We start from the raw sequence: 12,360 nt of genomic DNA on the forward strand, positions 1-12,360 counted from the left end.
CTGTTTTTCAATGTTCTGCGGCTTTCGCGCAAAAGTACGGTGCTGGGACCACACTTTGCCCGAAAAAATCAGCTCGCAATGTTAATTAATCGTCCACGGCATCAAGGAACTCGTCTACCACGGGCATTTCGCCCAATCGTGACGGAATGTTTAAGCCGAAGTGCAGGTACGCATGCCGGGTCACCACCCGCCCCCGCGGTGTACGCATGATGTAGCCCTGCTGAATCAGGTAGGGTTCCAGCACGTCTTCAATGGTGTGACGCTCTTCGCTGATGGCCGCCGCCAGGCTGTCCACCCCGACCGGCCCGCCATCGAACTTCTCGATCATGGTCAGCAACAGGCGTCGATCCTGGTGATCGAAGCCACGTTCATCGACGTCCAGCAGGTTCAGGGCCAGGTCGGCGATCGGCTTGGTGATATGGCCCTTGGCACGCACTTGCGCAAAGTCCCGTACCCGGCGCAGCAAGCGGTTGGCGATCCGCGGCGTACCGCGGGCCCGCCGGGCGATTTCGAAGGCGCCTTCCGGGTCCAGTGGCAAGCCGAGGATGCTCGCCGAACGGCTGACAATCGTCGACAGGTCGGCGTTGCTGTAGAACTCCAGGCGCTGGACGATGCCGAAACGGTCGCGCAACGGGTTGGTCAGCATCCCCGCACGCGTGGTCGCACCGACCAGGGTGAACGGCGGCAGATCAAGCTTGATCGACCGCGCGGCCGGCCCTTCGCCGATCATGATGTCGAGCTGGAAGTCCTCCATGGCCGGGTACAGCACTTCCTCGACAATCGGCGACAAGCGATGGATTTCATCGATGAACAGTACGTCGTGGGGCTCGAGGTTGGTCAGCAGCGCCGCCAGGTCGCCCGGGCGCTCAAGGACCGGCCCCGATGTGCTCTTGATCGACACGCCCATTTCCTGGGCAATGATATTGGCCAGGGTAGTCTTGCCCAGACCCGGCGGGCCGAAGATCAAGGTGTGGTCCAGGGACTCGCTACGCCCGCGGGCAGCCTGGATGAACAGCTCCATTTGCTCGCGAACGGTCGGCTGGCCAATGTACTCGGCCAGGCTGACGGGGCGAATCGCCCGGTCCTGGATTTCCTCGCGATCACGGGGGGCACCCGTGGCGGCGATCAGACGATCAGCTTCAATCACTTAGATCATTCCCTTCAGGGCACGACGAATCAGGTCTTCGCTGCTCAAGCCTTTCTCCTTGATCGCGGAAATCGCCTTGCTGGCTTCCTGCGGCTTGTAGCCCAGGGAGATCAGCGCGCTGACCGCGTCGTTTTCGGCGGTATTGACCGGCGCAGGGGCATCCGGCTGGTTGGGTACCAAGGCAAACATGGCCGGTACGGTTTCCCAGGCCTTGAAGCGATCCTTGAGCTCCACCAGCAGGCGTTCGGCGGTTTTCTTGCCCACGCCCGGCACCTTGGTCAGGGCCGAGGTGTCCTGGGACTGCACGCAACGCACCAGCTCGTCGACTTCCAGGCTCGACATCAAGGCCAGGGCCAGTTTCGGCCCTACACCATTGAGACGGATCAACTCGCGAAAAAAGTCTCGCTCACGCTTGCCGACGAAGCCATAGAGTAACTGCGCGTCTTCGCGTACGACCAGATGGGTGTGCAGCGTCAGCGGTTCACCGACCGGCGGCAGGCGATACAGCGTGGTCATGGGCACTTCAAGCTCATACCCCAGGCCATTTACATCCAGAATCAGGTGCGGCGGCTGTTTCTCAGCCAGTGTGCCGCGCAAGCGTCCAATCACGTTACAGATCCTTGAGCGTTGGCCAGCCCTGGGCCAGCGACTGACAGAACAAGGGTTTTGCGCCGACAACCCAGGCGCATGCCCCTCATTCCAGAAAAATGATTGCTGATGCTATCAGAGACGCAGGCGCCCGCCACGACTGCGTGCCGCACCCAGGCCATGGGGCAACAGGCTGGAGCGGGTGTGCGCATGGCAAATGGCAATGGCCAGGGCATCGGAGGCGTCGATTTGCGGCTTGCTGGTCAGCTTCAGCATGTGCATGACCATCATCTGGACCTGCTCTTTATTGGCCGCGCCGGTGCCGACCACCGCCTGCTTGACCTGGGTGGCCGTGTATTCGGCGATTTCCAGGTTTTCTTCCGCACCAGCGACGATGGCTGCTCCTCGGGCCTGCCCCAGCTTCAGGGCGGAATCGGCATTACGGGCCATGAACACTTTTTCGATGCCCATGGTCACGGGGCCGTAGGTCTGGATGATTTCCCGTACGCCGCGATAGACGATCTGCAGACGCTCATGCAGCTCGCCGGCACCGGTACGGATGCAACCGGAGGCCACGTACTCACAGCCGCGACCGGTATCGCGCACCACGCCATAACCGGTAATGCGCGAACCGGGGTCGATACCAAGAATTAAAGTCATAACGCCTGCAACGCTGTTGCGAATATCCAAATGAACTGTAGGAGCTGGCTTGCCAGCGAAGGGGCCCCTAAGACTTGCACAAGTTCAAGGGCCTCTTCGCTGGCAAGCCAGCTCCTACAATGAGGGCGTAGCAATCAGGTTAGCTGTGCGGCCACAGACTCCGGGATATCCGCGTTGGAGTAGACGTTCTGCACGTCATCCAGGTCTTCGAGCATATCGATCAGCTTGAGGACTTTTTCCGCCCCTTCCAGGTCCAGTTCGGCACTGGTGGTCGGCAGCATGACGATTTCTGCGTCATCGCCCTTGAAACCGGCCGCTTCAAGCGCGTTACGCACGGCATAGAACCCGGCAAACGAGGTGAAGACATCGATGGAACCGTCTTCGTTGGTCACCACGTCATCAGCATCGGCTTCCATGGCCGCTTCCATCAGCGCGTCTTCGTCAACGCCCTGAGCGAAGGAAATCTGCCCCTTGCGCTCGAACAGATAGGCCACCGAACCGTCGGTGCCGAGGTTGCCGCCGCACTTGCTGAACGCGTGACGAACCGCAGCCGCGGTGCGATTGCGGTTGTCGGTCATGCACTCGACCATCACCGCCACGCCACCCGGGCCGTAGCCTTCGTAGGTCAGCTCGACCATATCGTCGGTATCGGCAGCACCGGCACCACGGGCTACCGCCCGGTCGATGATGTCGCGACTCATGTTCGCCCCAAGGGCCTTGTCCAGCGCCAGGCGCAGGCGCGGGTTGGAGCCTGGATCGCCACCACCTTGACGGGCCGCGACGGTCAGCTCACGAATCCACTTGGTGAATATCTTGCCCTTTTTGGCATCCTGACGTTCTTTGCGGTGCTTGATGTTCGCCCACTTGGAATGACCTGCCATAACTCGCTCCGAATTCTCTTTGACACATTGCCCGCCACGCTGCATCGCGCCGGCCGACAAACAAAAAATCTTGAGGTGCTCTACGTATACAGAAAGGGCGCATCCGAAGATGCGCCCTTCAGGTGAGCCTTACTCTGCCTTGGGCGTTTCGCGCAGACGAATGTGCAGTTCGCGCAATGCCTTGGCATCGACCTGACCCGGCGCCTGAGTCATGACGTCCGCCGCGCTCTGGGTTTTCGGGAAGGCGATCACTTCACGGATCGACTGGGCGCCGGTCATCAACATCACCAGACGATCCAGACCGAAGGCCAGGCCACCGTGCGGCGGCGCGCCGTATTTCAGGGCGTCGAGCAGGAAGCCGAACTTCTCTTCCTGTTCCGCTTCGTTGATACCCAGCAGACGGAACACCGACTGTTGCATCTCTTTACGGTGGATACGGATCGAACCGCCACCCAGCTCGGTACCGTTCAATACCATGTCGTAGGCACGGGACAGGGCGCCAGCCGGGTTGGCTTCCAGCTCTGCCGGGGTGCATTTCGGCGCGGTGAACGGGTGGTGCAACGCGGTGAAGCTGCCGTCGTCGTTCTCTTCGAACATCGGGAAGTCGACGACCCACATCGGCGCCCACTTGCAGGTCAGCAGGTCCAGGTCGTGGCCGAGCTTGATCCGCAGCGCGCCCAGGGCTTCGCTGACGATCTTGGCTTTATCGGCACCGAAGAACACGATATCGCCATCGACCGCACCGACGCGATCGAGGATCACGTTGAGGTTGGCTTCAGGAATGTTCTTCACGATTGGCGATTGCAGGCCTTCGACGCCTTTGGCGCGCTCGTTGACCTTGATGTACGCCAGGCCCTTGGCACCGTAGATACCGACAAACTTGGTGTAATCGTCGATCTGCTTACGCGGCATGCTTGCCCCGCCTGGAACGCGCAGAGCGGCAATGCGGCATTTAGGGTCGTTGGCCGGGCCGCTGAACACCTTGAAATCGACTTCCTTGAGCTGGTCGGCAACGTCCACCAGTTCCAGCGGGTTACGCAGGTCTGGCTTGTCGGAACCGTAGCGGCGCATGGCTTCTTCGAAAGTCATGTGCGGGAATTCGCCGAATTCCAGACCCAGCACTTCCTTGAACAGGTTGCGGATCATTTGTTCGGTCAGGCCCATGATCTCTTTTTCATCGAGGAAGCTGGTCTCGATGTCGATCTGGGTGAATTCCGGCTGGCGGTCGGCACGCAGGTCTTCGTCACGGAAGCACTTGGCGATCTGGTAGTAGCGGTCGAAGCCGGCCACCATCAGCAATTGCTTGAACAGCTGCGGCGATTGCGGCAGGGCGAAGAACGAACCGGCGTGGGTACGGCTTGGCACCAGGTAATCACGCGCGCCTTCAGGGGTGGCGCGAGTCAGGATCGGCGTTTCGACGTCGAGGAAGCCGTTCTCGTCGAGGAAGCGGCGGATGCTGGTGGTCATGCGCGAACGCAGACGCAGCTTCTCGGCCATTTCCGGACGACGCAGATCCAGGAAGCGATAGCGCAGGCGGGTTTCTTCGCCGACGTCGGAGAACTCGTTCAGCGGGAACGGCGGGGTTTCCGACTCGTTCAGCACTTCCAGCTCATAGCCCAGGATTTCGATCATGCCCGACGCCATGTTGGCGTTGGTGGCACCGGCCGGACGCAGGCGAACCTTGCCGGTGATCTTCACGACGTACTCGCTGCGCACGCGATCGGCAGCGGCGAAGGATTCAGCGCGGTCCGGGTCGAACACCACCTGGGCCAGACCGTCACGATCACGGATATCGAGGAAAATCACCCCACCGTGGTCACGGCGACGGTGGACCCATCCGCAAAGGGTAACTTCCTGGCCTTCCAGGCTTTCGTTCAGTTGGCCGCAATAATGGCTGCGCATCATGGTAGTGGTTTCACTTCTCGTAATTCGACATTCGGTTGCAGACCTTGCGTCGATCCGCTGACGGATGACGCAAGAGCTCGCGCGTGTGGTTCAACTCAGGTCCCGGACCCTAGTCAGCTTTGTCGCCGCCGGCCAGGTTCTTCTTGGAACCGGTCTTGAAATCGGTCTCGTACCAGCCGGTGCCGCTGAGGCGGAAGCCTGGCATGGACAGCATCTTCTTAAGCTCTGGCGCCTGGCATGCAGGGCAGTCGACCAACGGTGCATCGCTGATCTTTTGAATGGCTTCCAACTGATGACCACAGGAAGCACATTGGTAATCGTACATCGGCATGGGGGTTGTCTCGGCGATCAGATTGCTACCGCGCACGCTGGGTTTTGCGGCAAAGAGCGGGATTATATCCATTAAATGCAGCCTGTGCAGCCGTAAGACTGCACAGATCGACACACTGCCCTTTGATTCATCGGGTTCAAGCCACCACCTGGCAACGCCCCTCCTTGAGACTGTGGACAACACAGACCACCCGCACCAACCCGCTGAAATTTCTCACCCCGCCATGGCGCAAATGCACCTGGCGATCGACATGGGACAGCAACGCGCTGACCGAACAGCTATTGACCCTGGCCATGTCGGCTAAAATATCCCAGTACACCTGCTCAAGCCGCAAACAGGTGGCAAAACCATTCAATCGCACCGATCGGGACAACGGCCGGGCCAGCCCCATATCGAACTCGCTGACGAATGGATCGACCCTTATGTCCCTGGCCAGCCCACCCCGCCCCTCATCGCTCCTGCCTTCATATTCCATATCGCTGACACTCCTTTGCCATTTGCGGTTTCTATAAAAGCCATTTGAATGCTTATAAAAACGCCAGGGCAAAGTTATAGCCAGATGACTTTATGACCATCCGCGTAGGATAAGCCAACAACGGAGGGCAGATCAGGGAGAGCGTCCTAGTCCGGTACTTTTCCCACAGCAACAAGCGAAGATTCGCTCAAGCAACAGGTCGCCTTTCTGAAGCAAAGGAGCGCGCGAACAACAGTGCCATCCACGCGCCAGCATCTTATTGATCCAGCAGAGCGCGCAGCATCCACGCGGTTTTCTCGTGGACCTGCATGCGTTGGGTCAGCAGGTCAGCCGTAGGCTCGTCACTGACCTTATCGAGCAACGGGAAAATCCCCCGGGCGGTGCGCGTGACAGCCTCCTGCCCCGCCACCAACTGCCTGATCATGTCTTCGGCAGCCGGCACACCTTCTTCTTCCTTGATGGAGGACAGGCGCGCATAAACAGAATAGGCGCCGGGCGCCGGGAATCCGAGCGCGCGAATTCGCTCGGCTATCGAATCGACCGCCAAGGCCAACTCGTTGTATTGCTCCTCGAACATCAAATGCAGGGTGCGGAACATCGGGCCGGTGACGTTCCAATGGAAGTTATGGGTTTTCAGGTAGAGCACGTAGGTGTCCGACAGCAGGCGCGAAAGTCCGTCGACGATGGACTTGCGATCCTCTTCACTGATACCGATATCGATTGCCATGTTTTTTCCCCTAAAGGTGATGAAGTTCATCCAACAGGTGCAGGACCACTCTAGCAAGCCTGCAGCCAGGCTGCAGCCCGGGCGCCCCGCCGGGCGCTCGCAAGACCGCTGGACTCCTTGATTTGAGTAGGCTGCAGCTTTGCTGTTAAATAGGCAGCGTGTCGTCAGTGCCTATTTTTTCGGGCGCTGCGCATAGGCTGATACCGGGCACGTGTCCAACGCCTCTATTTATTCCGAAGCGAACCGTGCGCCATCAGCTCTTCCTTGTGAGCTGTCTTAACGTGAGTTAATCAAAATGTTGAAAATCGTCCACCTGCTGATAGGCGCAGCGGCCTTGCTGCTGTCCTTCATCCCTAGCCTGCGATCCGAAGCCCTGCCTTACCTGCAACAACCCGATGCCCTGTACCTGGCCTTTTTCGGCCTGCTCAACCTGACGCTTGCCCCGGTTATCCCTTACTGGAACAAAGGCCCGCGCCATCAATTGCAGAATCTGGTCAGCGCACTTCTGGTGCTGGCTGTCGTCCTGCAAACCCTGACACTGATCGCGCCAATGCCGGTCATTGCCGGCCAGCCTGCCGTGCTGTTCAGCCTGGTTGCAGCCCTGGTCGCTGTTGCCCTGCACCTGGCCATCAGCTTTTACAAATCGTCACCGGCCGCCGCCTCGCCTAGCTACGACATGAGCAACCGCGATACCGGGACCGTCAAGTGGTTCAACACCTCCAAAGGCTTCGGCTTTATTTCCCGAGACTCCGGCGACGATATTTTCGTGCACTTCCGGGCCATTCGCGGCGAAGGCCATCGCGTCCTGGTCGAAGGCCAGCGCGTCGAGTTCTCCGTCATGAATCGTGACAAAGGCCTGCAAGCCGAAGACGTCATCGCCGCCCTGCCGCGACGCTGATCAAAGGCAATAAAAAAACCGCGAACATGTTCGCGGTTTTTTTTGCCTGCACTTCTTCTACTAGTAATGCGGTGGCGGCGCTTCTTCTTCGAAAGACTCGAACTGGCCGACCATTTCCTCTTGCCGCTTGAGCAGCGCGGCCATTTGCAGCTGCAGGCGCTCGACGACCCGCTGCTGCACCACCAGGACATCGTTCAACGCCTGGATGGTGTCATCCTGAAACGCCAGTCGGCTTTCAAGATCGGTTACGCGCTCTTCGAGGCTCATGGCTCAACCCTCCACAAACTTGAAATCATCGGTCAACACCAGGCGCAGCCGTTCGCGAATTGCCGCGACCTGCTCTGCAGTGTACGGCTTGGCCGGATGCTTGCCCCAGACCGGTGCTGGCCAGGCCGCGTCTTCATGCTTACGTACGATCACATGCATGTGCAACTGACTGACCACGTTGCCCAGGGCAGCGACGTTCAGCTTGTCGGCATCGAACGAGTCCTTGAGCAACTCTGCCAACGAGGTCGTTTCCTGCCATAGCTGCTGCTGATCGGCGCCACTTAACTGAAATATCTCGCTGATATCGTCCCTGCGTGGCACGAGGATGAACCACGGATAGTTCGAATCATTGGACAGCAGCAACCGACAAAGCGGGAAATCGCCGATCGGTAGGGTGTCTTGTTGAAGTCGTGGATCTAAAGCGAACACTGCGCATACTCCCGCCAGGTCATCATTTTTCAGCTTAGCGCCCATCCAGAAAGGTCGTACGCCAGGCCACTGAACGGCAGCATACCCTGCAAGCTTCACAGCAAACCACTGCCGACGCCGCTCGAGGATCTACAAATGGCACCAGCGCGCCCCGAGATGAGACAGCTCCTGCGAAAACGCACCAATACCGAACCAATGCACGGTAAAAAACGCCGAAATGACCAGAAAACCACGGCCTGTTCACGCTACGCAAAAACGCCCGACTGTTTGAATTCAGTACAGCTATTGAAATTTTTTGCACCAAAACCGCACAGTACGTCTACGCTGAGTGCTTCGCATATCCGCCAATTACTCACTGGCGGGGTGAACCGGTAACGCTTTTGTATGTCACGCGACCAAACAGGAGGCTGAAACACGATGCCAGCCACGGCGTCAAGCCCAAAGTAAAGAAGCATGAACCCCCCGGTTTCATGAGGTTTTTACCGCATCAGGCAGCCAGACAGAAAAAAACATCGATGGAGTTCTGGTTTGTGCACGCTTGTTGCATTGATACCCACATCGTCTATAAGGCACCGCGGGAAGCGGGCAGCCTTAAGACCAAGAAAAACAGTGGCAGGTAAGCCCGATGGAGATTCAAACGTTTCACCAGGGACTCTTTTTATCGATGCGCCAGCCCAAAAAAACAGCATTAAAGTTGTCAGTCCGGTTGCATCGGGGCTGTAAATTTGCGACATCTAGCTAGCCGTTTACGACAGGGTCGTAAAGAAGCTGAAAGGATAGATGCGCAAGTATCGCCAACATTGTCGGCGTGATATAAGTTTGCGCCGACACAAAAAGAAAGAGCCGCCCAGATAATAAAACAGGTGGGACGGCAGTACTCTTCTAAAAACCAAAGGAGCAAATCACGATGCGCGTGATGAAGTGGAGCATGATCGCACTGGCTGTTGCAGCTGGTACCTCGCAGTTCGCAGTGGCGTCGTCCCAGGACGAGTCCAAGGGTTTCATCGACGATTCGAGCCTGAAACTCAAAACCCGTTTTGAGTACATGAACCGCGATTACAAAAACGGTGCAAGCAACCCATCCAGCGGCACCGCCGGCTATCGTCAGGACTCCGGTCTGAGCCAGTTGCTCACTTACGAGTCGGGCTTCACTCAAGGTACTGTTGGTTTCGGCCTCGACGCCATGGCAATGGGCGCAGTCAAACTGGACGGCGGTTCGGGCAAGCGTGGTAACGGCCTGTTCGCTAACGACAGCGATGGCAACCCGGAAAAATCCCAGGGCAAGGTTGGCGGTGCAGTGAAACTGCGTCTGTCCGACACCGTCCTGAAATACGGCCAGCAATTCGTTGCCAGCCCGGTTTTCGCCACTGACGACAGCCGTATGCTGCCAGAAGTTGCCACCGGCACCCTGCTGACTTCCAAGGAAATCAAAGGCCTGGAAGTGAGCGCTGGTCGCTTCACCGCGCTGAGCAAGCAAACCGGCATGGCCCGTGACAGCATCGGCGGCCTGCCAGATGAAGACGGTTTCCACTCCAAAGGCCTGAGCGACGGCATCAACATCTTCGGTGCCAGCTACGCCTTCACCGACAACTTCACCGGCGCCATCGCTGCATCGGATGCTGAAGAGTACTTCAAGAAGTACTACGTCAACCTGAACCTGACCGTGCCGATCAATGACGATCAGTCGTTGAACTTCGACCTGAACGGTTACAAAACCTCGGGCGACAAACGCGGCGACCTGGTTGACGCCATCGGCGACGGCACCCTGGGCGTGGACAACAAACTGTGGTCCCTGGCAGCTGCCTATAGCCTGGGCGCGCACAAGTTCACCCTGGCTTACCAGCAGTCGAGCGGCGACAACGCTTACTACTACGGCGTTGACGGCAACAGCACCATCTTCGTATCCAACTCCATTCAGATCTCCGACTTCGTGGGCCGCGAGGAGAAATCCTACCAAGCTCGCTACGACCTGAACATGGCGTCCTACGGCGTTCCTGGCCTGAGCTTCATGACCCGTTACGTAATGGGTGACAACATCAAGACCAACGGTCTGGGTGAAGGTAAGGAAAACGAGTGGAACCTGGAGTCCAAGTACGTCGTACAGGAAGGTCCGGCAAAAGACCTGTCGTTCCGTGCACGTTTCGCCAACTACCGCTCGAACGGCGCGTACAGCGGCTACTCGTCTGACGTATACGACACCCGCCTGATCATCGAGTACCCACTGAGCATCCTGTAATCAGGGTGTAGGTCGGCAACTCTGTAGATCAAAAGAAAACCGCCCACCTCTTCAGGTGGGCGGTTTTTTTATGCCTGCCATATGGCAAACACTTCGGCAAGCAACTTGCGCGCATAACGTTAATACTTTTTTTCAACTCTCGATCAATAGTCACAAAAAAACCCAAGAGACTATTCACCTCTTGGGTTTATGTAACAACTAACAAACAGGCTTACTGCACTGCCGCTTCCTGAACCACGCGAACTACACGTTGAGGAAATGGAATGTCAATACCCGCCGTTTTCAATCGATCACGGGACTGTTCGTTAAACATGAACATCACGTCCCAGTAATCCGCTGTCTTCACCCAGACACGCAGGGAAACAGTGATCGAACTGTCACCCAAGGTCGAAATGACTGCCTGCGGCGCCGGGTCGACCAATACGCGCGGATCCTTGGCCAGCTCCAACAATACTTCACGGGCCTTTTGCAAGTCCGCTTCGTAATCGACACCCACATCGAACACCACCTTGCGGGTCGGTTGACGGTTGGTGTTGGTGATGATGCCGTTCGACAGGTTGCCGTTAGGCACGATGATGGTTTTGTTGTCGCCGGTGCGCAGCACCGTGTGGAAAATCTGGATGCTGTCGACAGTACCCGCCACACCCTGGGCTTCGATCCAGTCACCGATACGGAACGGACGGAACAACAGAATCAGCACGCCGCCGGCGAAGTTCGCCAGGCTGCCCTGCAAGGCCAGGCCGATGGCCAGGCCTGCCGCACCGATCGCCGCCACGAACGACGTGGTTTCCACACCGATCATCGACGCCACGCTGACGACCAGCAGGATCTTGAGAATGATGTTCGCCAGGCTGCTGATAAAGCCTTGCAGCGCCAGGTCGGCGTTACGCAGGGCGATCAGGCCACCGAGCTTGTGCGTGACCTTGTTGATCAACCACCAGCCGATAGCCAGGGTGATGACCGCCAACAGCACACGGCTGCCATATTCCATGATCATCGGGATCCAGGATTGGGACACCCTGACCAGGTTGTCTACTTCAGCATTTAAGTCCATCTGCTTTCTCCTGCATTTTTCCGGCTACCCGGCACGCGAAAAATAAAGCGGCAGAAAGACCAACCCTGTCCGGATCGATCGTTTCTGCCGTTGCTTGGGCCTCGGACGCCGAAAACGCCGAGAGGTTCCCGCTTTGTACGTTAATCGCGGAAGTTGTTGAACTGCAGCGGCATGCCGAATTCCTTGGCGCGCAGCACTGCAATGGCTTCCTGCAGGTCGTCACGTTTCTTGCCAGTGATGCGTACTTGCTCACCCTGGATGGCGGCCTGCACCTTGAGCTTGGCATCCTTGACGTGAGCGACGATTTTCTTCGCCAGCTCTTTGTCGATGCCTTCCTTGAGGACGGCTTCCTGCTTCATCAGCTTGCCCGATGCGAACGCGTCCTTGACCTCAAGGCACTGCACATCGATCTTGCGCTTGACCAGGGCCAGCTTGAGGATCTCGATCATCGCCTCGAGCTGGAAATCCGCTTCAGCGGTCAGGTTGACGGTCAGGTCCTTTTCCTTGAACTCGAAGCTGCCTTTGCCTTTCAGGTCATAACGACGATCGAGCTCCTTGACGGCGTTCTCGACCGCGTTGGTGACTTCGTGTTTGTCCAGTTCGGATACCACGTCGAACGACGGCATGTAATCTCTCCAATAAATAGGGCGCGCTCGATCACGATGGAGCACGCCTGGCTTGCGGTTAAAATCCGCGCTGATTATAACGGGTCTTTCCGATCATTCACTGCGAGCCTCCCATGCGCGCCTTAAACAGAGCAAA

The 12,360-nt window shown here is 57.9% G+C and carries 14 protein-coding genes; 2 read left to right on the forward strand and 12 right to left on the reverse strand.

The window, feature by feature from the left end; translation table 11 throughout:
• Window positions 1-85: 85 nt before the first annotated feature.
• From ruvB to HFK74_RS21065, 8 genes are all read right to left on the reverse strand, one after another.
• A complete protein-coding gene (gene ruvB / locus HFK74_RS21030) occupies window positions 86-1,147 on the reverse strand; it encodes a Holliday junction branch migration DNA helicase RuvB (protein WP_180205178.1) in 1,062 nt (353 codons plus the stop codon).
• Complete coding sequence (gene ruvA / locus HFK74_RS21035; RefSeq protein WP_180205179.1) at window positions 1,148-1,756, reverse strand: Holliday junction branch migration protein RuvA; 609 nt, start codon at window positions 1,754-1,756, stop codon at window positions 1,148-1,150.
• 114 nt (window positions 1,757-1,870) lie between these two features.
• Window positions 1,871-2,395 (reverse strand): crossover junction endodeoxyribonuclease RuvC, encoded by a 525-nt coding sequence (gene ruvC / locus HFK74_RS21040; RefSeq protein ID WP_020798460.1) that lies wholly within the window; start codon window positions 2,393-2,395, stop codon window positions 1,871-1,873.
• 134 nt (window positions 2,396-2,529) lie between these two features.
• The gene (locus HFK74_RS21045) at window positions 2,530-3,276 is read right to left on the reverse strand and encodes a YebC/PmpR family DNA-binding transcriptional regulator (protein WP_180205180.1); all 747 of its coding nucleotides are present in this window, start codon (window positions 3,274-3,276) and stop codon (window positions 2,530-2,532) included.
• A gap of 129 nt (window positions 3,277-3,405) precedes the next feature.
• Entirely contained in the window at window positions 3,406-5,181 is a 1,776-nt protein-coding gene (gene aspS, locus HFK74_RS21050) for an aspartate--tRNA ligase (RefSeq protein WP_008065465.1), read from the reverse strand.
• A gap of 109 nt (window positions 5,182-5,290) precedes the next feature.
• Window positions 5,291-5,512, reverse strand: coding sequence for an FmdB family zinc ribbon protein (locus tag HFK74_RS21055; RefSeq protein ID WP_007977333.1), 222 nt, complete (start codon window positions 5,510-5,512; stop codon window positions 5,291-5,293).
• 136 nt (window positions 5,513-5,648) lie between these two features.
• Window positions 5,649-5,987, reverse strand: coding sequence for a ribbon-helix-helix domain-containing protein (locus tag HFK74_RS21060; protein ID WP_180205181.1), 339 nt, complete (start codon window positions 5,985-5,987; stop codon window positions 5,649-5,651).
• Between the two features lie 256 nt (window positions 5,988-6,243).
• Window positions 6,244-6,714: a Dps family protein gene (locus tag HFK74_RS21065; protein ID WP_180205182.1), complete on the reverse strand. Its 471-nt coding sequence runs from the start codon at window positions 6,712-6,714 to the stop codon at window positions 6,244-6,246.
• A 295-nt stretch (window positions 6,715-7,009) separates the two neighbouring features.
• Here HFK74_RS21065 and HFK74_RS33430 point away from each other — a divergent pair, with 295 nt between their 5' ends.
• Entirely contained in the window at window positions 7,010-7,612 is a 603-nt protein-coding gene (locus HFK74_RS33430) for a cold-shock protein (RefSeq protein ID WP_180205183.1), read from the forward strand.
• 60 nt (window positions 7,613-7,672) lie between these two features.
• On the opposite strand, the gene HFK74_RS21075 is transcribed toward HFK74_RS33430, so the two are convergent.
• Both HFK74_RS21075 and HFK74_RS21080 read right to left on the reverse strand, forming a co-directional pair.
• Window positions 7,673-7,879, reverse strand: a complete 207-nt coding sequence (locus HFK74_RS21075) for a SlyX family protein (protein WP_075121323.1) — start codon at window positions 7,877-7,879, stop codon at window positions 7,673-7,675.
• 3 nt (window positions 7,880-7,882) lie between these two features.
• Entirely contained in the window at window positions 7,883-8,308 is a 426-nt protein-coding gene (locus HFK74_RS21080) for an HIT domain-containing protein (protein ID WP_180205386.1), read from the reverse strand.
• A 907-nt stretch (window positions 8,309-9,215) separates the two neighbouring features.
• Here HFK74_RS21080 and HFK74_RS21085 point away from each other — a divergent pair.
• Window positions 9,216-10,544 carry an OprD family porin gene (locus tag HFK74_RS21085; RefSeq protein ID WP_180205184.1) on the forward strand — a complete coding sequence of 443 codons (1,329 nt, stop codon included), beginning with the start codon at window positions 9,216-9,218 and terminating at the stop codon, window positions 10,542-10,544.
• Window positions 10,545-10,755: 211 nt separating this feature from the next.
• On the opposite strand, the gene HFK74_RS21090 is transcribed toward HFK74_RS21085, so the two are convergent.
• Window positions 10,756-11,598 carry a mechanosensitive ion channel family protein gene (locus tag HFK74_RS21090; RefSeq protein ID WP_180205185.1) on the reverse strand — a complete coding sequence of 281 codons (843 nt, stop codon included), beginning with the start codon at window positions 11,596-11,598 and terminating at the stop codon, window positions 10,756-10,758.
• A gap of 140 nt (window positions 11,599-11,738) precedes the next feature.
• On the reverse strand, window positions 11,739-12,224 hold the full coding sequence (locus HFK74_RS21095; RefSeq protein ID WP_007977344.1) for a YajQ family cyclic di-GMP-binding protein: 486 nt from the start codon (window positions 12,222-12,224) through the stop codon (window positions 11,739-11,741).
• Window positions 12,225-12,360: the final 136 nt, after the last annotated feature.

Source organism: Pseudomonas sp. SbOxS1 (genome assembly GCF_013416725.1).
Lineage (GTDB): Bacteria > Pseudomonadota > Gammaproteobacteria > Pseudomonadales > Pseudomonadaceae > Aquipseudomonas.